Below are 23254 nucleotides of genomic sequence, written 5' to 3' on the forward strand. Positions count from 1 at the left end.
GCTCAGTCGGAGACGTCGGCTCGTGCTGCCTCGACGATCTCCTCGATGCTGACGCGCGGATCGTCCGGCCAGTGCTCGGTGCGCGCGCGGTCTGCGCACAGCCATCGGAACGTCGCGTACCGGAGCGCGTCGGAGACCTCGCGCAGGTCGTGGTCGAGCTGCAGCAGGACGCGGTCGGGGGGCCCACGGAACACCGACTTCCCCTTGGTCGAGCGGATGCCGCGGCCGCTCGGGCAGGTCCTCCCAGGTGGACAACAGCATCGACCGGTCGCCGTCCGCCGGCTCGCCGATCGTGGTCTGCGGCGCAGCGAACACGCGTCGGCCGTCCGCGACGACCGACTCGATCGAGATCGGCGTCGGGGAGTCCGCTCGCCGGTACCGGGCGTCGACCTCCCACCACCACACCGCAGCCTGTCGAAGTTCGCGATCCGCCTGGCTGCCGTGGAAGTCGGCGAGTTCGGCCACCGATTCGGCGTCGGTGCGCATCGTGATGAACGCCTCGGTGAACCCGATGGCGTTCGTCACGTCCTCGGCCTCCGCTCGGAGCAGCGGACGCCCACCGGACTCCACGTCGCGGACCACGGACTCGTCCCAATCCCACCCGCGCAGCCGCATCCGGAGTGCCAGGTCGGCTTCGTCCGAGTCCGTTGCCTCCTGACGCAGGCGCTTGAGGTTGCGACCGATCTGCTCGTCGTACGCGCTCATGCACCGAACGCTAGCGTTTCGGTCGGTACACGTCCGCCTTCGCGCCGCCCTCGAAGACCGTCGAACTGACGAGCTGCAGGTCCAGTTCTTCCTGCAGGCCCGAGAAGATCCCGGCACCCGTACCCAGCGCGACGGGCAGGACCGCCAGCCGGTACTCGTCGACCAGACCGGCCCGGACGAGGCTGCGGCCGAACTCCGTCCCGCCCTGCGCGAGGACGTACCCGCCCGACTCCTGCTTGAGCGCTGTCACCTCGGCTTCGAGTGGTCCGGCTGCGACCCGCGCACCCGTCCAGGTCGCCGCTGCGGGGGAGTCGGGGTCGGGGGCTGCCACGGTTCGCGGATCGAAGTCGCGCTGCGTGGTGAAGACGACCTTGGGGATCCGGTTCATCGGTTCGGCGATCGGCCCGGGCGCCGTCGGCCAGAAACCTGAGATGCGCTCGAATGTCTTGCGGCCGAAGGCGTGCACACCCGCACCTGCGACGACGTCGAGCACCCAGGCCATCGAGTCCGGACTCCCGCCGCGGAACATCCAGTCCGACTCGGATCGGGGAGCGGCCACGAAGCCGTCCAACGACATCGACATCTTCAGGACGAGTTCACGCACGGGGAGCCCCTGTCCGGGTCTGAGTTGACATAATATGCATTATCGGCGCATACCTGTCGGCGGCACCAGGCGCTTGGTGAGCAGAAAAGGTCGAGTCCCACGCGCGGACTCGACCTTTCCTGCTCACGAAGCACACGTCGGGCGACCGTGTCAGTCGGCAGGCTTCGTCGGGACGTCGTCGGCGTCGATCTCGAGCGCCGCCGGCTCACCGCCCTGTTCTTCCAGGTTCTCCTGGTCGGTGTCCGGCTGCTCCGGCGTCTCGCTCTGCGTGGTCTCTTCGGCTGGGTCTGGCTGGCTGTAGCTCATGCGCCGGACGGTACGCCGAACGTGCTGAGGACGCGTCGGGCTCCATCCACAGCGCGTTAGTGTCGGACGGCCGGTCGACGCCACAGGAGGAACGATGCCGCACACGCTCGTCGGGCTGATCGGCGCTGGACTGCACCGGTCGCTGACTCCCCTGATGCACGAAGCAGAGGGCCGGCTGCTCGGACTCGACTACGAGTACCGCCTGCTCGACCTCGACGTACTCGGCAGCACTGCGGCGGACCTTCCGGAACTGCTCGCCACCGCCGAGGCCGAGGGGTACTGCGCGGTCAACGTCACGCACCCCTGCAAGCAGGCCGTCGTCCCGCTGCTCGATGCGCTCGATCCCCGCGCTGCGCGGATGGGTGCGGTCAACCTCGTGCTGTTCCGCGACGGCTGCCGCATCGGGTTCAACACCGACGAGACCGGCTTCCGGATCGCCGTGGAACGCAGCCTCGGCTCGGTCACCGGTCAGCACGTCGTGCAGTTCGGTGCCGGTGGTGCCGGCTCGGCGATCGCCCACGCGCTCGTCGGGCTCGGCGTCCGTCGGGTCGACGTCGTCGATGCGGACGTCGGCCGCGCGGAGGCGCTCGTCGCGACGATCGAGCGACCGACCGACTCCCCCGTCGACGTCCGCGCCCTGGCGATGGCCGACGCCAGCCAGGTACTCGCGGCGGTGGACGGGGCCGTCAACGCGACACCGCTCGGCATGAACGACGACCCGCGACAGGCCTTCGACCCTGCGCTGCTCCCCCGAGGCGCCTGGGTCTCCGACGCGGTCTACTTCCCGCTCGAGACGCCGCTCGTCCGATCGGCACGTGCGGCCGGATGCCGGGTGGTCGACGGTGGCTGGATGGCCGTCGGGCAGGCGGTCGCGAGCCTCCGACACATCACCGGGCTCGAGCCCGACCTCGACCGTGTGCGCGCTGCCTTCACCGGGCTCCTCGCCGAGGGGCGAACCGCCGGTGACCGAACCGGACGCGAAGCCATCGGGTGAGCAGAAGCGGTCGAGTCCGGATGCCGGACTCGACCTCTTCTGCTCACGATGCACGCCCGCGGACGTCACAAGGTGGACGTCACAAGGTGGACGTCACGAGTGCGCCCTCGGACGAGCCTCCATCACGACTGGGTGAGGATGACCGCCGTCAGGATGTAACCGACGATGCCGATGACGATCGCGACGGCCGACAGGATGATGCCGGCGAGGACGGTGCCGCGGCTGCCCCCACGCTTGCGCGCCAGGATGCCGAGCACGAGCCCGATGATGCCGGCGATGATGCCGATCAGGGCGACGAAGATGCCGCCGACGACGCCGACGATGCCGAGCACCAGGGAGACGACACCGAAGGTGTTGGACTGAGCGGGCGCGTTGCCGGGGTTGGACATGAGAGCTCCTTCGATCAGGACGCCGATCCAGGCCGGGTAGCCGATCGTGAGCGTCGATCAAACGCTATCCGAATCGCACCGGCAACGTTCAGGTTCCGTGCACGAACCTGTCCCCTGTTTCAGACGCCGACGTAGGCCGCCAGGTGCTGGCCGGTCAGGGTCGAGCGGGCGGCGACGAGGTCGGCGGGCGTGCCCTCGAACACGATCCGTCCGCCGTCGTGACCCGCGCCGGGCCCGAGGTCGATGATCCAGTCGGCGTGCGCCATCACGGCCTGGTGGTGCTCGATCACCACGACGGTCTTGCCCGAGTCCACCAAACGGTCGAGCAGCCCGAGCAACTGGGCGACGTCCGCCAGGTGCAGTCCGGTGGTCGGTTCGTCGAGCACGACGATGCCGCCACGCTCACCGAGGTGCGTCGCGAGCTTGAGCCGCTGCCGCTCTCCGCCGGACAGCGTCGTGAGCGGCTGCCCGATCGTCAGGTACCCGAGTCCGACGTCGGCCAGGCGTGCCAGGATCGTGTGCGCAGCAGGCAGCGCGGCCGGGCCGTCGGCGAAGAACGCCACGGCCTCGGCGACGGACATGCCCAGGACCTGGCTGATGTCCTTGCCACCGAGCTGGTAGCCGAGCACCGACTGGTCGAACCGCTTGCCGTCGCACTCCACGCACGGGGTGGCGATGCCCGCCATCATCCCGAGGTCGGTGTAGACGACACCGGCGCCGTTGCACGCGGGGCACGCGCCCTCGGAGTTCGCGCTGAACAGCGCGGGCTTCACGCCGTTGGCCTTCGCGAACGCCTTGCGGATGGGTTCGAGCAGCCCGGTGTACGTCGCCGGGTTGCTGCGTCGCGAGCCGCGGATCCCGCTCTGGTCGATGGCCACGACACCCTCGCGATGCGCGAGCGACCCGTGGATCAGCGTGCTCTTGCCGGATCCGGCGACCCCCGTCACGACGGTGAGCACCCCGGTGGGGACGTCCACGTCGACGTCGTGCAGGTTGTGTGCCGACGCACCGCGGATCGCGATCGCCCCGTCGGAACGGCGGACGGCGGTCTTCACCGAGACGCGATCGTCCAGGTGCTGACCGGTGATGGTCCCGCTCCCCCGCAGCCCCTGCACCGGACCCTGGTAGCAGAGCGTCCCGCCGCCGGAGCCGGCGCCCGGACCGAGGTCGACGACGTGGTCGGCGATCGCGATCACCTCGGGCTTGTGCTCGACCACGAGCACGGTGTTCCCCTTGTCGCGCAGCCGCAACAGCAGGCCGTTCATCCGCTCGATGTCGTGCGGGTGCAACCCGGTGCTCGGCTCGTCGAAGACGTACGTGACGTCGCTGAGGGACGACCCGAGGTGCTTCACCATCTTGACCCGCTGCCCCTCTCCCCCGGACAGCGTGCCGGTCGGGCGGTCAAGCGAGAGGTAGCCGAGACCGATCTCGACGAACGACTCGAGCAGGTCGCGGAGGCCGTCGAGCAGCGGCGCGACGCCGGGGTCGTCGATGGCCCGCAGCCACGGCACGACGTCGGTGATCTGCATCGAACAGACGTCGGCGATGCTCTTCCCGCTGATCTTCGACGAGCGGGCGATGTCGTTCAGCCGGGTGCCGCCGCACGCCGGGCACGTCGTGAAGGTCACCGCACGGTCGACGAAGGCGCGGATGTGCGGCTGCATCGCCTCGCGGTCCTTCTGCAGCATCGAACGGCGCACCCGGGGGACGAGCCCCTCGTACGTCATGTTGATGCCGGCGATCTTCTGCTTCGTGGGCTCGCGGTAGAGGAAGTCGGCGCGCTCCTGCTCGGTGAAGTCGCGGATCGGGGTGTCCTTGTCGAAGTACCCGGACTCCGCGTACATCCGGACGTTCCACCCGTCGGTGCCGTAGCCGGGGATCGTGATCGCCCCGTCGCCGAGCGCCTTCGAGTCGTCGAACAGCTGCGTCAGGTCGATGTCGTTGACGAGCCCGCGCCCTTCGCAGTCGGCGCACATGCCCCCGAGCCGGGTGAACGAGACCTTCTCGGCCTTGGCGTCCTTGCCCTTCTGCACCGTGATCGCTCCCCCGGCGGTGACCGTGGCCAGGTTGAACGAGAACGCGTTCGGACCACCGACGTGTGGGTCGCCCAGACGGCTGAAGAGCACGCGCAGCATCGCGTTCGCATCGGTGGCGGTGCCGACGGTCGACCGTGGGTCGGCGCCGATGCGCTCCTGGTCGACGACGATCGCGGTGGTCAGGCCGTCGAGCAGGTCGACGTCGGGCCGTGCGAGCGACGGCATGAAGCCCTGCACGAAGGCGCTGTACGTCTCGTTGATCATCCGCTGCGACTCGGCGGCGACGGTGCCGAACACGAGCGAGCTCTTGCCGGACCCGGACACACCGGTGAACACCGTGAGTCGACGCTTCGGCAGGTCGACGTCGATCCCCTGCAGGTTGTTGGCGCGGGCACCGCGCACGCGGATCCGATCGTGGCCGTCAGCGGCGTGCACGCTCCGGCTCGGGGCGGCGGCGTCGTCACCGGAACTGGTGTGCATGTCGATCAGCGTACCGACGGGTACCGACACCGACAACGCAATCCCGCACCGTGCGTTGGACGCGACCCACCACCGGACAGGAGGCACGGGCCACGCCCGCCCCGCGCCTCCCGTCAGCACCGTGCGCACCTTCTCACCCCGTGCGCGGTTCCACGCACCGTGCAGCGCCACGAGCGCGCACCACGCCACCAACCCCGCACCGACCGACGGACCCCGCACCGTGCGTTGGACGCAACCCACCACCGGCCAGGAGGCACGGGCCACGCCCGCCCCGCGCCTCCCGTCAGCACCATGCGCACCTTCTCGCCCCGTGCGCGCTTCCACGCATCGTGCAGCGCCACAAGCGCGCACCACGCCACCAACCCCGCACCGACCGACGGACCCGGCACCGTGCAGACGACGGCGGGTCAGACGACGGCCGGGTTCAGACGACGGCCGGGTTCAGACGACGGCCGGGTTCAGACGACGGCCGGGTCAGGCGGCAGCGAACCGACGCACCAGCTCCGGCAGCTCCGCCGGTTCGAACGGTTCATCGGTGGCGTCGAGCTCGTCGGCGGTCCACCAGCGCGACGCGAGGATGTCGACCCGCTCGTCGTCCGTCCACTCGGCGTCCGACAACTCGAAACCCGGGGTACGCACGACGTAGAACTCGCTGTGGCCGCGGTCGTGGTCGGCGAGGTCCCACTCGACGGTGAAGTCCCAGGACCACACGGGCTCGCCCGGGTCGTCGATGACGATGCCGGTCTCCTCGCGCAGCTCGCGGATCGCCGCGTCGCGGTGGTCCTCGCCGGGGTCGACCCCGCCACCCGGTGTGATCCACCGGTGGGCACCGTCCGACGACGGCGAGTTCGTGTCCATCAGGAACACGCGACCCTCGGGGTCGAGCAGGATGATGCGGGAGGTTCGGCGCAGGCCGGGCTTGGCAGTCACCCGCCCGACGCTAGCCGACGAAGCCGCTGACGTCGCCGACGAGCTTGGTGTGGTCGGCGGGGATCGGCTCGATCGCAGCGAGGGCGATCTCGGCGGCGAACTCCGACACGCTGTAGAGCTTGCCGACTTCTTGCCGGCGGCCCTCGATCGCGCCGGGGTTCAGGCGGTTCAGCAGGGTCGCGGTGATCGTGCCCTCGATCATGTCGCCGGAGACGACGACGAACTCGATGCCGGCGGCCTCGAGCTGCGGGATGAGCTCGCGCAGGGCGAGTTCGCCGGCGCGCTTGCTCTTGGCGACGGGCACGTACTCGTCCATCGTCTCGGCGGTCTCGACGAAGTGGGCCTGGTGGCTCGTGACGAACACGACGCGCGACCCGGCGGGCATGTGCGGCACGGCGGTCTGGAGCATGTCGACCTGCGCGTCGCGGTTCAGGCGGAGCGCGTAGTCCTCGCCGAGGCCGGACTCCATGCCGCCCGAGGCGTTCAGCACGAGCAGGTCGATCCCGCCCCACTCCTGCACGACGGTGTCGACGAGCGCCTGCACCGATTCGTGGTCGGTCAGGTCGGCGCCGATCGCCAGGGCGGAGCCACCGGCCGCGACGACCTTCTCGGCGATCTGCTCGGCGCGCTTGGCCTTGTTGCGGTAGTTCACGACGACCTTGGCGCCGGCCTCGGCCAGGTACCCGACGGTGTCGGCGCCGATGCCGCGCGACGAGCCGGTGACGACGGCGCGCGTGTCGGTGAGGGATCCGGGGGCGAGGGGGTTGCTCACAGTCGTGTTCTCCAGGTCGGGTTCCGGCCGGTCGGCCGCACCGAGCCTACCAATCGCCTGCACGGCCGACCGACCCTCCTGATATGTTGAACGGAGTTGTACCGGCCGTCGCGACGCTGCGAGCCACGGCGCGCGACCGAGGGAGGGAGATCGCGTGAACGGAATCGATTGGATCCAGACCATCGTCTGGATCGGACTGGTGTTGCTGCTGGGAGTGGTCGAGATCTTCACCCTCGACTTCATCTTCATCATGCTCGCGGCCGGAGCCGCCGGTGGGTTGATCGCCGCCCTGCTCGGCGCCCCGTGGTGGCTGTCCGCCATCATCTCCGCCGTGCTCGCGCTCGTGCTGCTGTCGCTCGTGCGACCGCGCCTGCTGCTCATGCTCGGCCGAGGCGCCGACCCGCACCGCACGAACATCGAGGGGCTCATCGGGCTCCCCGGTACCGTCGCCGTCGCGTTCACATCATCTGCTCCCGGTCAGGTCCGCCTGGCCAACGGTGAGACCTGGAGCGCACGGTTCGCCGTGGGCGCCATCGACCGCACACCGCCACTCGGCACCCCCGTGGTCGTCGAGTCGATCGAGGGGTCGACCGCGGTCGTGCGCCTCGCAGAAAGGGCCACCTCGTGACCATCACACCCGGGACGATCGCACTGCTCGTCCTGATCCTCGTCGTCGTCATCTTCGTGATCGTCGTCCTGGCCAAGGCGATCCGCATCGTCCCGCAGGCCACCGCGGGCATCGTGGAACGCCTCGGCAAGTACCACAAGACGCTCTCGCCGGGCCTGAACCTGCTCGTGCCGTTCATCGACCGCCTGCGGCCCCTGCTCGACATGCGTGAGCAGGTCGTGTCGTTCCCGCCGCAGCCGGTGATCACCGAGGACAACCTCGTGGTCTCCATCGACACCGTCGTGTACTTCCAGGTCACCGACGCCCGCGCGGCGACGTACGAGATCGCGAACTACCTCGGCGCCGTCGAGCAGCTCACCACCACCACGCTCCGCAACGTCGTCGGTGGCCTCAACCTCGAAGAGGCCCTGACCAGCCGCGACAACATCAACGGTCAGCTCCGCGTCGTGCTCGACGAAGCGACCGGCAAGTGGGGCATCCGCGTCGGCCGTGTCGAGCTCAAGGCGATCGAGCCGCCCGTGTCCATCCAGGACGCCATGGAGCAGCAGCTGCGTGCCGAGCGGAGCCGTCGTGCCGCGATCCTGCAGGCCGAGGGCACCAAGCAGTCCCAGATCCTCGAGGCCGAGGGGCAGCGGCAGGCCGCCATCCTCGCGGCCGAGGGTGACGCCAAGGCCCAGGTGCTCCGCGCCGAGGGTGAAGCCTCTGCCATCGCCACGGTCTTCGAGGCCATCCACACCGGTGACCCCGACGACAAGCTGCTCTCGTACCAGTACCTGCAGATGCTCCCGAAGATCGCCGAGGGCACCGCGAACAAGCTCTGGATGATCCCGAGTGAGTTCACCGAGGCACTGTCCGGCATCGCGAAGGGCTTCTCCGGCGGACGGAGTGGAAGCGGCCCGGTCGCCGGCGCCGGCTCGGGCGGGGACTTCCTCTCCCGCATCTCCAAGCTCGCGAACGAGAGCCTGGCGAACACCGCGGCCGCCGGTTCGGCCGACACGACCATGCCGCGTGCGGATGCCACCGCCGCGGACATCGTCCCCGAGTCCGACCTCGACGCACGACTGGCCGAGTCGAACCGGAGCGTCGACGCGCACCTCGCGGCCGCCGACGACGCGACCGCCGAGAAGGTCGACGACGCACCGGCGCCGCAGGCCGACGCCGCGCAGCACCCGAACGACGAAGCGTCGGGGCACCGCACCAGCGACGGCTCCGGCCGACGCTGACCCGCACCACCACGAACGACGATGCCCGCCCCGGGGAACCGGGGCGGGCATCGTCGTTCGTCAGGTGGTGGTGTCAGGCACCGCGTCGTGCACGGAGGACCTGCAAGCGCTCTTCGAGGAGCTCCTCGAGTTCCTCGCGCGAGCGACGCTCGAGCAGCATGTCCCAGTGGGTACGGGGAGCCTTGACGTCCTCTGCTGCGACCTCGACGGGGATGCCGTCGTCACCGAGCAGGCGTCCTTCGCGGCCGGAGCGTGGCTCCGACCAGGTCTGGGGCACGTCTGCGTCAGCGGAGAAGACGATGTCGAAGGTCTCCCCCGAATCGGTCTGGTAGACCGCGCGCTTGCGGTCCGAGAGCTCGACGCCCTCTTCGCTCTGGAGGCTCTGACTCCCGAGCCGCATGCCGCGGAGACTCCGATCAGCCATGTGTGTGCTCCTCTCGCTCGTCTGCCCTCCACAACACTGTCCCACGCGCCGTCGTTCCCGACTGGGCGCATTCACAGTCCGTTCCCAGTGCGTGGCCCCGATGCACAGGATCACGGCCTCGGACGCACAGGGACGCGGCGGCGGATCAGGAGCGCTTGCGGCGTCCCCACGGTGCACAGGCGAGCAGCACGAGGAGCCCGCCGAGCGACAGGAACAAGGCGATCGACCCCGATGCGAGCGACGCCGGGGTCGTCGAGGTGCCGAGCGGCACGTCGGTCACCATCGAGGCCGCGGTGTACTCGGGGACCCGGTCGATGGTGCGTCCGGACGGGTCGATGACCTGCGATGCGCCGACGGTCGAGATGTTGACGAGGGACCGACCGGTCTCGATCGCCCGCATCCGTGCGATCTCCAGCTGCTGCAGGTTCTCGTCGGTGCCGGAGAAGTCCGCGTTGTTCGTCTGCGCGAGGATCACCTGCGCTCCCCCGCGCACCATGTCGCGGGTCAGTCCGTCGTCGACGATGTCGAAGCAGATCGCGATGCCCGCCTCGATCCCCGCCACCGGCAGGACGTTCGGCTTCGTCCCCGGCGTGTAGTCACGCTGCAGCAGGCCGATCAGGGACGGCGCGAGCTTCGAGAAGAACCACCGGTCCGGTACGTACTCGCCGAACGGCACCGGGCGCTTCTTGTCGTAGGACGACTGCCACCCGTCGGCGGTCCACACGAACGACGTGTTGTGCAGCACCCCGGACGGGGTCTGCGTGATGGCTCCGGCGACCAGCGGCGCACCGACCGAGTCGACGACGGCGTCGAGCGACGACGCGATCACGGGCTGCTGGCGCGGGTCGAACTCGGCGGAGGCCTCGGGCCAGACGACGAGGTCGACACCCTTCGCCTCGACGTCGGTCGCCGCGACCTGCGCCGCCAGGACCTCGCCCGGCGCAGCCCGGTCGAAGTACCCGGCCGGCCCGTTGCCCTGCACCGACTCGATCCGGACGGTGCCGGAGGTCGCGGTCGGCCAGGCAGGCACCGCCAGCACGGCGGCGACGAGCAACCCGGCGGTCGCGACCCGGACCGGCAGTCGCAGGGTCACGCCCGGCGCCCGCGGGGACACGAGAGCGAGTGACACGACGACCGCGACGCAGTAGACGACCACGAACGTCACCCCGAGGACGCCGACGTACGCGGCGAGGTGGGTGAACGGCCCCTGCGACTGCGACAGGCCGACGCGCCCCCAGGCGAAACCGCCGTACGGCCAGCTCCCCGAGAACCACTCGCGTCCGGTCCACAGTGCGGCGACCACGGCCGGGAGGCCCCACACACGTCCGGCGGTCGACGGCACCACGCGCGCGACCCAGCGGTACGCGAGGGCGATCGCGACGCTGCCGAGGGCGAAGAACGCCGCCTCCAACAACGCCAGTGCGAACCACGGGACGGGCCCCAGGTAGCGACCTGCCCACGAGATGGCCGGGATCCAGAACGCGGCACCGGCCACGTAGCCCAACCACGCGGCCCTGCGGACGCGTTGCCCCATCGCCGCGAGGAGCATGCAGGCCAGCGCCGGGAAGGCCAGGAACCACCAACCGGGCGACGGGAACGCGAGCGCGAAGAGCAGCCCGCCGATGACGGCCAGCGGCAGCGCGCTGCCCAGCGGGAGCGCCGCGAACGGGCCGTCCGCGACCGCACCGCGGCCCACGCGCGCGCGCACCCCGCGCACACCGGTCTCCGGAACCCGCACCGTGCCTCCTGTCAGACCGCGGCGTAGGCGACGATGCCGCGGCGCACCGCGTCGGTCGCACGTCGGGCGGTCTGGGCGAGGTCGTCGTCACCGGCGTTCCGGATCTGGTCGAGCAGGTCGATGACCTGCTTCGACCAGCGGACGAAGTCGCCGGCGGGCAGGTCGAGGGTGCGCAGGACGTCGTCGAGGGCCGAGCCGGAGGCCCAGCGGAACATGCCGACCGCCATCGCCGGGGTGGGCGGCACCGAACCGGCCAGACGAGCGTCACGTTCGATGTCGTCGAGGCGCGACCAGATCGTCAGGGTCTCATCGAGGGCCGGACGGAACGCGCCGCGCGGCAGTGCGTGCTCGGTGCCGGGGGCGTCGTCGCGTCGGGGCTGGTAGATGATCGTGGCGGCCATCGCGGCGAGCTGCGCCGGCGTGAGGTCCTTCCAGACACCCGCCTCGAGGCACTCGGCGACGAGCAGGTCCCGGTCGCCGTAGATGCGCTGCAGGCGGCGACCACCAGCGGCCACGGTGGCCTCGCCGTTGCCGGCGTCGACGAGGTAGCCGAGCTGCAGGAGCACGTCGGTGACCCGGTCGAACGTGGTCGCGACGGCACCGGTGCGGGACCGGATCTGCTGGAGCAGCTTGTCGTTGACGCGCTTCAGCTTCCACCAGCGCTCCGCCCAGCGGGCGTGCGCCTCGCGGTCGGGGCAGGCGTGGCAGGGGTGCCGCTGCATCTGGCGACGGACCGCCGTGATCGCGGCCTGCCGCTCCTGCCGTGCGCCGTGCGAGGCCTCGCGCCCACCGGGCACGTTCGTGCGCTCGAGGTCGGACAGCTCGCGGCGGAGCGTCGAGTACTCGGTGAAGTCGCCGAGGTGGCACTGCATGGCCTCGCGGTAGCCCTCGAGGGACTCCTGCTGCGAGCGGACCTTGCGGGCCAGGTCGACCACGGACCGGTCAGCCTGGAACTGCGCGAACGAGGTCTCGAGGACCTCGCGCGTGCGCTGCCGCCCGAACTGGTCGATCAGGTTGACGGCCATGTTGTACGTCGGCTTGAACGACGAGTTCAGCGGGTAGGTGCGCCGGCTGGCGAGCGAGGCGACGGCCTGGGGGTCGAGGCCGTCGGTCCACTGGATGACCGAGTGCCCCTCGACGTCGATGCCACGGCGTCCGGCACGCCCGGTGAGCTGCGTGTACTCCCCCGGGGTGATCGGGACACGGGCCTCGCCGTTGAACTTCTCGAGCTTCTCGAGCACCACCGTGCGTGCGGGCATGTTCACACCGAGCGCGAGGGTCTCGGTGGCGAACACGACCTTGAGCAGCTTGCGTTGGAAGAGGTCCTCGACCACTTCCTTGAACGCGGGGAGCATGCCGGCGTGGTGCGCGGCGACCCCGCGCTCGAGGCCCTCGAGGAACTCCCAGTAGCCGAGGACGGCGAGGTCCTCGTCCGGCAGGGTGCGGCAGTGGTACTCCGCGGTCTCGCGGATCTCGTTGCGCTCCGGGACCGTCGTGAGCGACAGGCCGGAGCGCAGGACGTTCCGGACGCCCTGGTCGCACCCGGCGCGACTGAACACGAAGAAGATCGCGGGCAGCAGCATCCGCTCGTCGAGCATGTGCGCGATGCGTTCGCGGTGCAGTTTCTCGGTACGCGGCCCACGGCGGTCGTGGTATCCCCCACGCCCTCGTCCGCCACGGTGGCCGCCGCCGTGCCGTTCGCTGCGCGAGGCACCACCGACCATGCGGAGCAGTTCCGGGTTGACGCGGTTCGTCGCCGCCGCACCGCTGGAGTCGAACAGGTCGACCATCTTCGAGCCGACCAGGACGTGCTGCTCGAGCGGGACCGGGCGGTCTTCCGACACGATGACGTCGGTGTCCCCGCGGACGGCCTGCAGCCAGTCGCCGAACTCCTCGGCGTTGGAGACCGTCGCGCTGAGCGAGACCAGCCGGACCTCGGTCGGCAGGTGCAGGATCACTTCTTCCCACACCGCGCCGCGGAACCGGTCGGCCAGGTAGTGGACCTCGTCGAGGACGACCCAGGCCAGGTCGTCGAGCAGGTCGGAATCGGCGTAGATCATGTTCCGCAGGACCTCGGTCGTCATCACGACGACCCGCGCCCGCGGGTTCACGTTCGTGTCACCGGTGAGCAGGCCCACCTCGGACTCGCCGTAGACCTCGACCAGCTCGGCGTACTTCTGGTTGCTCAGCGCCTTCATCGGTGTCGTGTAGAACACCTTCGCCGTCGGCTGCCGCATCGCCAGCCAGATCGCGAACTCGGCCACGATCGTCTTGCCGGCACCGGTCGGCGCGGCCACGAGGACGCTGCGGCCCTGGTCGAGCGCGTCGCACGCGGCGAACTGGAACGGGTCGAGGTCGAAGCGCAGGTCGGCGCGGAACAGCTCCAGGTTGCGGGAGCGGTTCCGGACCTTGGCGGCGGCGAAGCGCTCGGCCGCGCTGAGGTCCGCGCCCGTCACAGGCCGTACTCTTCGTCGAGCTTGGCCTGCTTCTTCGCCACCCTGCGGTCGTGGAACCAGGCCACGACGCACGCGGCGATGTAGAGCACCACCATCGGGACGGCCAGCAGGAACATCGAGATGACGTCGGCGCTCGGCGTGACGATCGCGCAGAAGACCAGGATGCACAGGATCGCGATGCGCCAGGACTTGATGATCGCCGCCGCCGACAGGACGCCGACGAAGTTCAGCAGCACGATGAAGACCGGCAGCACGAACGCGATGCCGACCGCGACGATGAGCTTGATGACGAAGTCGTAGTACGCCTTCGCATCGACGATCGAGGTGTCCTGGCTCGACACGAAGCTGCCGAGGATGCCGACCACGTGCGGCAGGATGTACCACCCGAAGTAGCACCCGGCGAAGAACAGCGGGATCGCGGTGCCGAGGAAGCCCCACACGTACTGCTTCTCACGCCGCACCAGGGCGGGCACGATGAACGCCCAGATCTGGTAGAGCCAGACCGGGCTGGCGATGACGATGCCGATCGTGATCGCGATCTGCAGCTTGAGGTCGAACGCGCCCGTGATCATCGGGAAGTTCAGCTCGGCCGTGTGCCCGCCGACCTTGGCGAGCTCGGCCACCGGTGCCCGGAGCGAGTCCAGCACGAACGGGGTCAGGAACCATCCACCGACCGCGGCGATGACCACGGCGATCACTGCGCGGAACAGCCGGTTGCGCAGCTCGATGAGGTGCTGCCCGAGCGACATGCGGCCTTCGGCGTCGTTGTCACGGCGCCCTTGCCGCCTCGCTCGCCCGCGCGCGGTCGTCGAAGCCATGGGTCGATCCTACGGGGTGGGAACCGACAGTTCGGCGCGCTCCGTGCGAACGCACATGCAGGAGCGGTCGGCGGCGGGGCTGTGACGTCAGCCGGCGGCGAGGGCAGCGGCAGCGAAGTCCCGCACCGCGTCCCGCGCGGCGGGCGGGTCGAGCACCACGGCACGTCCGGGCAGCCCCGCGACGAGTCGAACCACACCGTCGAAGCCGTTCGACGCCGCGAGCCGGATGCGCACGCGCGCCTCGGCGTCAGGGGCGTCCGCGGTGTCGGCGAGGAAGTCGGCCACGAGCGGCAGCGACGACGAGTCGAGCTCGACGGTGACGATGACGTCTTCTGCCGACTGCTGGAACAGCGTGTCCGGGATCACCACCTGGTCCGCCGACTTCTCCACCGCACGGTCGTCGACGCGTGCACCGGACATCCGGTCGAGGCGGAAGGTCCTGAGCGCCTGCCGGTCGAGGTCCCAGGCGCGGAGGTACCAGTCGGTGTCGATCGACTCGACGCGGAGCGGGTCGACCCGGCGGGTGCCGCCCTGGGTGCGCGGACCGGCGTACTCGAAGGACAGGCCGCGGCCGTCGGCCATCGCACGACGGATCGTTGCCAGGGCGACGTCGTGCAGGTCCTGCCCGACGGCCACCGTCGAGGCGGCACCGCCGGCACCGCGCGACAGCTTCGCCATGAGTGCTCGGATGGCATCGCGGTCAGCGGCCTCGGGCAGCGCGGAGAGGTACTGCAGCCCGGCGATGAGCGCAGAAGCTTCTCGCGCGGACAGTCGGGGCGAGTCGTCGATGGCGACGAGGTTCGTCAGGACGATCATCTCGTTCTGGTCGAAGTCGTCCCAGGCGATGTCGAACAGGTCGCCGTGCTGGTACTGCATCGTCTCGCCGGGGACCCCCGACACCGCGATGAGCTCGACGGCGCGGCGGATGCGGGCTTCTGGGACACCGAAGTGGCGCGCGGCCTCGGCCACCGAGACACGCTCGCGGTCGATCAGGTACGGCACCAGGGCCAGCAGGAAGGCGAGCTTGTCCTGCGCCTGCAGGGGCTGGGCGTCAGCCACGGGCGGACTCCTCTCCGTCGCTGTGGTCGCGCACGAGCGCACGGAGCCGCTCGACGACGCGCAGCCGCAGGTCCTCCGGCTCGAGCACCCGGACCTCGGGTCCGAAGGCCGCGAGGTCCTCGGCCAGGATCTGTGGGTCGACGTGGTGCAGCACGAGTGCGCCGTCGGCGTCGGTCTCGGTGTCACGACGGCGGGCGAGCCGCCGCTCGGCGTCGGAGCCGGGGGTCACCGCGATGCGCGCCGTGCGAGCGGACCAGATCCGCTCGAGCTCGGCGAGCGTGCGCTCCCCCGCGCCCACCGGGGCGGTGTGCTGCCCGACGTCGTACTGCGTGACGGGTCCGACGATGCGTGAGAGCAGGTAGTTCTTGTCCGAGTCCGTGGCGAACTCGTGGGCGGCGAGCATCCAGCGCCCGCCGTGCTGCACGAGGGCGAGCGGGGCGACCTCGCGACGACGGGCCTCGTGCTGGCCCGGGGTGATGTAGTCGAACCGGACGGCGGCACCGCGGTCGAGGGCGGACCGGAGCGGCTCGAACGCCGCGTCGCGTGCCCGGAGTCGCGGGGCGTACGCGTCGACGCCGAGCTGGAGTGCGCCGTCGTCGTCCTCGGAACCCGCGGACCGGACCTTCAGCAGCCCGCGACGCGAGTCAGCGGACAGCGCGCCTTCGCGCCACGCCATGGCGGCCAGCGACAGCAGGGCCGACTCGTCCGGGGTGAACCGGACGTCGACGGGCAGGTCGTACTCGCCCTTCGGGATCCGGTACCGCAGCGTCTGGTTGTTGCCGGCGGCACCCGGTGTCTCGATGGTCTCGAGCGGGATGCCGAGCTCGCGGACGTCGTCCTTGTCGCGCTCGAACTGCCGCTCGAGCGAGGCGTTGTCCCCGCCCGGCGTGAACCGCTGGCGGTAGCCCTGCACATTGGTCAGGATCTCCGCCTTGGTCAGCCCGGACTCCGTCGAGAGCAGCGCGAGCACGAGGCTGAACAGCCGCTCCTCTGCGGGCACACGGGGCACACGGGTCGCTGGCACGAGGCGATCCTACGGCAGCGCGGGTGCACCGGAGTGCACCCGCGCCGCGGTCGGTGGACGGTGTGGGAGCGTCAGCTCGACATCGCTCCGAGCACGTCGATGACGTAGGCGTAGGCGGTGCCCTGCTGGTTCACGACGGCCAGGACCTGGTCGCCGACGTGGTGCCCGACGATGGCGTTGCGCACGCCCTCGTCGACCTGGCCCTTCGTGAGCGGCACGGTCTGCGCACCCGAGCCGTCGGTCCAGCTGGAGCCGGCCACGGACGGATCAGCACCCCACGTCACGGCGGTGTACTTGATGACCGCGGTGTCCTTCGCGATGAGCACCCGACCGGACCCCTTGCGGAGCAGGTGCGTCTCGTTCGACTTCGGCGCGTTCCACGACGGGATCGTGATGCCGGGGGCGCCGGACGGCGCGAGCACGACGGCGGGCATCTTGTCGCCGGCGAGCTGCGGGGTGCCGGTCGCGCGGGCGTCGAAGGCCCGCTTGACGTCGATGACGGCGATGACGGCGTCCTCGGTCTTCGCCGACGAGCCGCTGTCGGTGGTCGCGCTGGTGTCCGAGCTGCTGAGGGCGCTCTTCGGCAGCGCGACGGCCAGGCGGTCGCCGACCTGCGCGCACTCGAGCGACTCGCCGAGGGCGCCGTAGTTGCTCGCCCCGGCGGTGATCGGGGCCGTCTGCCCGGAGTACCCGCTGGTCTGCGCGACCTCGCCGGTGGCGCCGTCGACGAGCGTGTACTCGATCAGGACGGGGGTGCCGTCGTCGATCGTGCGGCCGTCGCCCTGCTTGAGGACGGAGACCTGCGTGCCCTTCGTGGTGAGTCCGCTCGGGATCGACACCTTCGGCTCCTTGCCGAACGCGCCGGTGGCGGTCACCGCTTCGGACGCCGCACCGGGTGCGGCGCAGCTCGAGGGGGTGGTACCGGCGCCGTTCGAGGCGCACGCCGTGAGCGACGCCACGAGACCGATGGTGACCAGGAGTGCGGGGATGGTGCGCACGGACCCTCTTTCCGTTCGATGCAGGACGGGCACGACCGTCAGCCTACCGTTCGCCGCCGGTCGGCTCGGACGCGTCGCTGACGGGTTCGGTCCCCTCGACAGCGGCGGCTGCGGGCCCGGCCTCGGCAGCAGCGACCTTGCGGGCCTGCGCCGCCGACTGCCGTGCGACCTTGCGGAGCTTCTTGTCGCTCGTCGCGCGCTCGCCCACGGCGCCGGGGGTCCAGGCCTCGATGTCCTCGTCGGAGAACTCGACCTTGCCCGCGCGGCGCTTCAGGTTCGGCAGGACGGTGCCGTCGGCCAGACGACGGGCCGTGATGAGGAACCCGGTGTGCCCGACCATGCGGTGGTCCGGTCGGACGGCGAGCCCCTCGACGTGCCAGGTGCGCACCAGGGTCTCGCTCGGCATCGGGTCGGTGAAGCGGCCGGTGTCGCGCAGGGCCTCGGCCGTGCGGGACAGCTGGGTGACGGTCGCGACGTAGCAGACGATGAGTCCGCCGGGCACGAGGGCGTCGGCTGCGGCGTCGACGCACTCCCACGGCGCGAGCATGTCGAGCACCACGCGGTCGACACTCTGCTCGTCGACGGCGCCGGGCAGCTCCTCGACCAGGTCGCCGACGGTCACGGACCAGTTGTCCGGGACGGCGCCGAGGAACGTGCCGACGTTGCCCTGTGCGATCGCCGCGAACTCCTCGCGACGCTCGAACGACTGCAGCTGCCCCGTCGGACCGATCGCCCGCAGCAGGAACAGGGAGAGGGCACCGGAGCCGACGCCCGCCTCGACCACCCGGGCGCCCGGGAAGACGTCCGCGAACGCCACGATCTGGGCGGCGTCCTTCGGGTAGACGATGGCGGCACCACGCGGCATCGACATCACGTAGTCGTTGAGCAGCGGACGGAGCGCGAGGTACTCGTCGCCCGTGCTGGCACGGATCACCGAGCCGTCGGGCTGACCGATGACGTCGTCGTGCCGGAGGACCCCGCGGTGCGTGTGGTACTCGCCGGCGGTCTCGAGGGACAGCGTCGTGAGCTTGCCCTTCGGGCCGGTGAGCTGCACGCGGTCGCCGGCCCGGAACGGGCCACGCGGCGGCGTGTGGGGTGCGCCACCGGCGGTGTGCGGCAGGGCCGCTGTCGGGTCGTCGGTGTGGCTCATCGGGTGACTCCCTCGGTGTCCGAAGCGTGCGCCGGGACAGGAGCCGGGCCTCCCGTCACGGCAGCGCGCGCGGCCAGCGCCGGCCCCGTCAACTCGACCAGGCGGTCGACGTCGACTCCCGACAGGGTGGTCAGGTGCACGTCACCGCCGGCGATCTCGGACAGCGGGACGATGTGCTCCACGGCGACCGTGACGGCGCCGGAGGCGACGGCCGAGGCGACGCCGGTGGCGGAGTCCTCGATCGCGACGCACGCGGTCGGCTCGACACCGAGCTGGGCGGCGGCGGCGAGGTAGGAGTCCGGGAACGGCTTCGGACGGTCGACGTCGTCACCGGCCACGACGACGCGGAACCCGCGCTCGCCCAGTGCCTCGGCGGCGACGAGTGCCATCTTGCGGCGGGACATCGTCACCAGCGCGGTGGGGATGCCGCGGGCGTGGAGTTCCTCGACGAGCTCGCGGGCACCCGGGCGCCACGGCAGCTCACCCGCGCGCAGGTGCTCCATCACGTAGTCGGTCATCCACTGGATGATCTCCTCGACCTCCATGTCGACGCCCTTGGCGCGGAGGAGCTCGCCGGAGCGCTCGAGGCCGGAACCGACCAGGGACAGGCCGTCCTCGTGGGTCCACTCGGCGCCGTAGCGGTTCGTCAGGTCGACCTGGGAGCGCTGCCAGATCGGCTCGGTGTCGATGATCGTGCCGTCCATGTCCCACAGCACGGCTGCGGGCGGGACGAGGGCAGGAGGATGCGCGGTCACGGGCGACGAGTCTACCGGGGCCGTGCGCCGCGGCGGGCGCGGGCCGCGCACGGGTGGCCGGGCCGTTCCGCTGGGCGCGGACGCGCATGCCCGCGGGCGTCGCCGGGGCCTACAGTGGATGCCTGCATCGTGTCCGGCCGGGCGCCTCGTCGTGCCCGCCCCGCTCCGCTCCACCACCAGGAGGTCCGCTCCGTGCCACAGCACTCCCCCTTCAGCGACGGCCGGTTGCTCGTCGTCGCCTTCGAGGGCTGGAACGACGCCGGCGAAGCCGCGAGCGGACTCGCCCGCCGCATCGTCGAGTCCCTCGGGCTCGACGAGCTGCGCGAGCTCGACGGGGAGCGGTACGTCGACTACCAGTTCAACCGTCCGACCATGGGGTCCGACGAGACCGGTGCCCGCGGGGTGCAGTGGCCCCGCATCGTGCTGCACGGCCCCGGGGCCGAGGGCCGTCCGGTCATCGGCGCCACCGGCTCCCCGACCGACCGCGACGTGTTCGTCCTCGTCGGTCCGGAGCCCTCGCGCACCTGGCGCGGCTTCTGCGCCGAGATCATCGACCTCGCCGACGTGTACTCGATCGACGCCGTCGTCTTCGTCGGCGCGATGCTGGCCGACGTCCCGCACACCCGGCCGATCTCCGTCTTCGTGTCGAGCGAGAACGCCGGCGTCCGCACCGCGTTCGACGTCGACAAGTCCTCGTACGAGGGTCCGACCGGCATCCTCGGCGTCCTGGCCGACGCGATGGACAAGGCCGGGCTGACCACGCTGTCGCTCTGGGCCTCGGTCCCGCACTACGTGCACAACTCGCCGTCGCCCAAGGCCACCCTCTCGTTGCTCGACAAGATCGAGGAGCTCACCGACGTCACCGTGCCGCGCGGCACCCTGCTCGACGACGCCACCGAGTGGGAGGACGGCATCGACGCCCTCGCCGCCGACGACGAGGACATGGCCTCGTACATCGGGCAGCTCGAGCAGGCCCGCGACACCGTCGACTCCCCCGAAGCGTCCGGTGACGCGATCGCGCAGGAGTTCGAGCAGTACCTGCGGCGCCGCGAGCACAAGGACGGCAAGGACGGCGGTACTGCTGGTGGCGAGGGCCCCTGGCGGCCCCCGCAGCCGCCCCAGCAGTAGCGCGGGCGCGGCGCCGCGCGGTTCGGCGCGCGCGGTCCTGTTCGCCGAGGTTCCGAAATCTCGGCATCTCGCGCCCTCACCCCGCGATCCGTGGAACCTCGCCGGTACGCGCGCGGCGTGTCGCCGCTGTCTGCTCACGGCCGGCCATGCGGTGTATTCGCGACCGGTCGCCGGACGGGAGGCACGGTGCCAGCCCGCCACGGGCTTCCCGTCCGTCGCCGGGTCGCGCCCAACGCGCCGAACGCGCCCGGCCGGTCCCACCGAGGTTCCGAGATCTCGGCACCTCGGGGACGCACGCGGCAGTCCCTGGAACCCAGGCGGCACGCACGCGGCGTGTTGTGGGACCTCAGCCGACCGGGGCCGACGCGCCCGCCCGGTCCCACCGAGGTTCCGAGATCTCGGAACCTCGGGGCCGCAGGGTGCCGCCTGTGGAACCTCGGCGGCACGCACGCGGCGTGTTGTGGAACCTCGGCGAACCCGGTCGGGCGTGTCGGCCCCAGCCCCAGCCCGAGCCCCGGCAATCCCAGCCCGACCGGCCGGAGCTCAGGCCAGACGGATGCCGAGCAGTGCGTCGATCAGGTCGGCGAGCTCCGGCGTGCACGCCGTGCCCCCGGCGATCGCAGTGTCGACCGCGGCGACCGCACCCGGCGTGTCGAGGTCGTCGGAGACCCGCGCCCGGATCCGGGACGCCACGTCGGCCGCGTCGTCGGCGTGCCCGGCGGACGCGCCCGATGCCCAGGCGTCCCAGGTCGCCAGGCGCGTCGTGGCGCTCGTGAGCTCGGCGTCGAACCACTCCCAGTCGTCGGAGTACTTGTGCGACAGCAGCGCGAGCCGGATCGCGCGGGGGTCCGCACCGTCGTCGAGCAGCCCCCGCACGGTGACGAGGTTGCCGAGCGACTTCGAGATCTTCGTGCCCTGGTAGGCGATCATCCCGGTGTGTACGAACGCGTGCGCCAGGGGCTGGTGCGCCAGGGCCGCTGCGTGTCCTGCGCTCATCTCGTGGTGCGGGAAGACGAGGTCGCTGCCGCCGCCCTGCACGCTGATCGGCAGGCCGAGACGGTCGCCGGCGATGACACTGCACTCGATGTGCCAGCCGGGCCGGCCGGGGCCGATCTCGGAGTCCCAGCTCGGCTCACCGTCACGGGCCGCACGCCAGAGCAGCGGGTCGAGCGGGTCGCGCTTGCCGGGGCGCTCCGGGTCGCCGCCGCGCTCGGCAGCGAGCGTGAGCATGGTCTCGCGGTCCAGGCCGCTCTCGTCGCCGAGCGACCACGCGTCGGTGGGGTGGTTCACGTCGAAGTACAGGTCGTCGCCCTCGGCGTCCGGGGTGGGGACCTCGTAGGCGGAGCCGGTCTCCTGCAGGAACGCGACGGCCTCGGCGACGCGGTCGACCTCGTCGGTGACGGCCACGAAGTCGTCGGGCGGCAGGATCCGGAGCGACTCCATGTCGCGACGGAACAGGTCGATCTGCGACGCGGCGAGCTCGCGCCAGTCGATGCCGTCGCGGGTGGCGCGCTCGAGCAGCGGGTCGTCGACGTCGGTGACGTTCTGCGCGTACTCGACGTCGAGGCCGGCGTCGCGCCACGCGCGGCCGAGCGTGTCGAACGCCAGGTAGGTCGCCGCGTGCCCGAGGTGGGTGGCGTCGTACGGGGTGATCCCGCAGACGTACAGGGCAGCGCGCTCGTCGCCCTGCGTCGGGTCGACCGGCTTGCCGGTGGCGGTGTCGTGCACGACGGGCCGCGGCGCTGCGCCGGGGACGTCGGGGACGGATGGGGCCTGCCAGGCCCTCACGGCTGGATCACTCCGAGCGACAACAACACGATGAGAACGATACCGAGTGCGATGCGGTACACGACGAACGGCATGAAGCTGCGCTTGCTGATGTAGTTCATGAACGCCGCGATCACCACGAACCCGACGACGAAGGCCACCACCGTCGCGATGAGCGTGTCGGCGAGTCCGAACGGCGCTCCGTGGTCACCGAGGCTCGTCGCGGCCTCGTACAGACCGGACAGGAACACCGCGGGGACGGCCAGCAGGAACGCGAACCGTGCCGCGGCCGGTCGTGTGTACCCGAGCGCGAGCCCCATCGACACGGTCGCGCCCGAGCGGGAGACCCCGGGGACGAGTGCGAGCACCTGCGCGAGCCCGATCAGGATGCCGCCACCGAAGGTCATGTGCTCGATCCGACGCTCCTTGCGGCCGACGACGTCGAGCACACCGAGCACGATGCCGAAGACGATGAGCACGATCGCGACGATCCAGAGCGAGCGGAACGTGGTCTCGATGGAGTCCTTCAGCAGGAGCCCGGCGATGCCGATCGGGATGGTGCCGAGGATCACGAGCCACCCGAGACGCACGTCGGGGTCGCCCTTCGGGACGTCGCGCCGGAACACGGAACGGAACCACCGCCCGATGATCCGGGTGATGTCCTTCCAGAAGTAGATGAGCACCGCGGTCTCGGTGCCGAGCTGCGTCACCGCGGTGAAGGCCGCGCCCGGGTCCTTCGCGTCGGGCAGGAACAGCCCGACGATGCGCAGGTGCGCGCTGGAGGACACCGGCAGGAACTCGGTGAGCCCCTGGACGAAGCCGAGGAAGATCGCCTCGAGGATGTGCACGCACGGGCCTTTCGGGGGAGGT

At 70.9% G+C, this 23254-nt stretch carries 22 protein-coding genes; 4 read left to right on the plus strand and 18 right to left on the minus strand.

Annotated features, from left to right (window positions below; translation table 11 throughout):
• Window positions 1-2: 2 nt before the first annotated feature.
• From ITJ60_RS09655 to ITJ60_RS09665, 3 genes are all read right to left on the minus strand, one after another.
• Window positions 3-194: a hypothetical protein gene (locus ITJ60_RS09655; RefSeq protein ID WP_194647782.1), complete on the minus strand. Its 192-nt coding sequence runs from the start codon at window positions 192-194 to the stop codon at window positions 3-5.
• 521 nt (window positions 195-715) lie between these two features.
• Complete coding sequence (locus ITJ60_RS09660) at window positions 716-1309, minus strand: dihydrofolate reductase family protein (RefSeq protein ID WP_194647783.1); 594 nt, start codon at window positions 1307-1309, stop codon at window positions 716-718.
• 150 nt (window positions 1310-1459) lie between these two features.
• Window positions 1460-1615: a hypothetical protein gene (locus ITJ60_RS09665; RefSeq protein WP_185003001.1), complete on the minus strand. Its 156-nt coding sequence runs from the start codon at window positions 1613-1615 to the stop codon at window positions 1460-1462.
• A 94-nt stretch (window positions 1616-1709) separates the two neighbouring features.
• On the opposite strand from ITJ60_RS09665, the gene ITJ60_RS09670 reads away from it, so the two are divergent.
• Complete coding sequence (locus ITJ60_RS09670; protein ID WP_194647784.1) at window positions 1710-2609, plus strand: shikimate dehydrogenase; 900 nt, start codon at window positions 1710-1712, stop codon at window positions 2607-2609.
• Window positions 2610-2731: 122 nt separating this feature from the next.
• Here the strand turns inward: ITJ60_RS09670 and ITJ60_RS09675 are convergent, their stop codons facing one another.
• The 4 genes from ITJ60_RS09675 to ITJ60_RS09690 form a co-directional block, all read right to left on the minus strand.
• Window positions 2732-2998 carry a hypothetical protein gene (locus ITJ60_RS09675; RefSeq protein WP_123339648.1) on the minus strand — a complete coding sequence of 89 codons (267 nt, stop codon included), beginning with the start codon at window positions 2996-2998 and terminating at the stop codon, window positions 2732-2734.
• A gap of 119 nt (window positions 2999-3117) precedes the next feature.
• Window positions 3118-5514 (minus strand): ATP-binding cassette domain-containing protein, encoded by a 2397-nt coding sequence (locus ITJ60_RS09680; RefSeq protein ID WP_194647785.1) that lies wholly within the window; start codon window positions 5512-5514, stop codon window positions 3118-3120.
• Between the two features lie 474 nt (window positions 5515-5988).
• Window positions 5989-6444: an NUDIX hydrolase gene (locus tag ITJ60_RS09685; protein ID WP_123671761.1), complete on the minus strand. Its 456-nt coding sequence runs from the start codon at window positions 6442-6444 to the stop codon at window positions 5989-5991.
• 10 nt (window positions 6445-6454) lie between these two features.
• Complete coding sequence (locus ITJ60_RS09690) at window positions 6455-7216, minus strand: SDR family oxidoreductase (RefSeq protein WP_111084008.1); 762 nt, start codon at window positions 7214-7216, stop codon at window positions 6455-6457.
• Window positions 7217-7370: 154 nt separating this feature from the next.
• Between ITJ60_RS09690 and ITJ60_RS09695 the strand changes: the two genes are divergently transcribed.
• Together ITJ60_RS09695 and ITJ60_RS09700 are read left to right on the plus strand one after the other, a co-directional pair.
• Entirely contained in the window at window positions 7371-7844 is a 474-nt protein-coding gene (locus ITJ60_RS09695) for an NfeD family protein (RefSeq protein ID WP_235035827.1), read from the plus strand.
• Window positions 7841-9067, plus strand: a complete 1227-nt coding sequence (locus ITJ60_RS09700) for an SPFH domain-containing protein (protein ID WP_123671760.1) — start codon at window positions 7841-7843, stop codon at window positions 9065-9067. Before ITJ60_RS09695 ends, ITJ60_RS09700 begins: the two co-directional genes overlap by 4 nt.
• Window positions 9068-9140: 73 nt before the next feature.
• Here the strand turns inward: ITJ60_RS09700 and ITJ60_RS09705 are convergent, their stop codons facing one another.
• The 9 genes from ITJ60_RS09705 to ITJ60_RS09745 all read right to left on the minus strand — a co-directional run bounded on the left by ITJ60_RS09705 (window position 9141) and on the right by ITJ60_RS09745 (window position 19489).
• Complete coding sequence (locus tag ITJ60_RS09705; protein ID WP_111084006.1) at window positions 9141-9491, minus strand: RNA polymerase-binding protein RbpA; 351 nt, start codon at window positions 9489-9491, stop codon at window positions 9141-9143.
• A gap of 145 nt (window positions 9492-9636) precedes the next feature.
• A complete protein-coding gene (gene lnt, locus ITJ60_RS09710; RefSeq protein WP_323749142.1) occupies window positions 9637-11229 on the minus strand; it encodes an apolipoprotein N-acyltransferase in 1593 nt (530 codons plus the stop codon).
• 11 nt (window positions 11230-11240) lie between these two features.
• Window positions 11241-13685, minus strand: a complete 2445-nt coding sequence (locus tag ITJ60_RS09715; protein ID WP_194647786.1) for a DEAD/DEAH box helicase — start codon at window positions 13683-13685, stop codon at window positions 11241-11243.
• Window positions 13682-14434, minus strand: coding sequence for a twin-arginine translocase subunit TatC (gene tatC / locus ITJ60_RS09720; protein ID WP_111084003.1), 753 nt, complete (start codon window positions 14432-14434; stop codon window positions 13682-13684). Before tatC ends, ITJ60_RS09715 begins: the two co-directional genes overlap by 4 nt.
• A 156-nt stretch (window positions 14435-14590) precedes the next feature.
• Window positions 14591-15562, minus strand: coding sequence for a helix-turn-helix transcriptional regulator (locus ITJ60_RS09725; RefSeq protein WP_111084002.1), 972 nt, complete (start codon window positions 15560-15562; stop codon window positions 14591-14593).
• Complete coding sequence (locus ITJ60_RS09730; protein ID WP_194647787.1) at window positions 15555-16586, minus strand: helix-turn-helix transcriptional regulator; 1032 nt, start codon at window positions 16584-16586, stop codon at window positions 15555-15557. The genes ITJ60_RS09725 and ITJ60_RS09730 overlap by 8 nt, the downstream gene beginning before the upstream one ends.
• 71 nt (window positions 16587-16657) lie before the next feature.
• Window positions 16658-17584 carry a hypothetical protein gene (locus tag ITJ60_RS09735; RefSeq protein ID WP_194647788.1) on the minus strand — a complete coding sequence of 309 codons (927 nt, stop codon included), beginning with the start codon at window positions 17582-17584 and terminating at the stop codon, window positions 16658-16660.
• A 43-nt stretch (window positions 17585-17627) separates the two neighbouring features.
• A complete protein-coding gene (locus ITJ60_RS09740; protein ID WP_228510007.1) occupies window positions 17628-18734 on the minus strand; it encodes a tRNA (adenine-N1)-methyltransferase in 1107 nt (368 codons plus the stop codon).
• Window positions 18731-19489: an HAD family phosphatase gene (locus ITJ60_RS09745; protein WP_323749143.1), complete on the minus strand. Its 759-nt coding sequence runs from the start codon at window positions 19487-19489 to the stop codon at window positions 18731-18733. Before ITJ60_RS09745 ends, ITJ60_RS09740 begins: the two co-directional genes overlap by 4 nt.
• Before the next feature lie 192 nt (window positions 19490-19681).
• On the opposite strand from ITJ60_RS09745, the gene ITJ60_RS09750 reads away from it, so the two are divergent.
• Window positions 19682-20617 (plus strand): proteasome assembly chaperone family protein, encoded by a 936-nt coding sequence (locus tag ITJ60_RS09750; RefSeq protein WP_123312593.1) that lies wholly within the window; start codon window positions 19682-19684, stop codon window positions 20615-20617.
• 543 nt (window positions 20618-21160) lie between these two features.
• Here ITJ60_RS09750 and mshC read toward each other — a convergent pair.
• Together mshC and ITJ60_RS09760 are read right to left on the minus strand one after the other, a co-directional pair.
• Window positions 21161-22405, minus strand: coding sequence for a cysteine--1-D-myo-inosityl 2-amino-2-deoxy-alpha-D-glucopyranoside ligase (gene mshC, locus ITJ60_RS09755; RefSeq protein ID WP_194647789.1), 1245 nt, complete (start codon window positions 22403-22405; stop codon window positions 21161-21163).
• On the minus strand, window positions 22402-23232 hold the full coding sequence (locus ITJ60_RS09760; protein WP_111083996.1) for an undecaprenyl-diphosphate phosphatase: 831 nt from the start codon (window positions 23230-23232) through the stop codon (window positions 22402-22404). The genes mshC and ITJ60_RS09760 overlap by 4 nt, the downstream gene beginning before the upstream one ends.
• Window positions 23233-23254 lie beyond the last annotated feature (22 nt).

It is taken from the genome of Curtobacterium sp. VKM Ac-2884, assembly GCF_015350945.1.
Lineage (GTDB): Bacteria > Actinomycetota > Actinomycetes > Actinomycetales > Microbacteriaceae > Curtobacterium.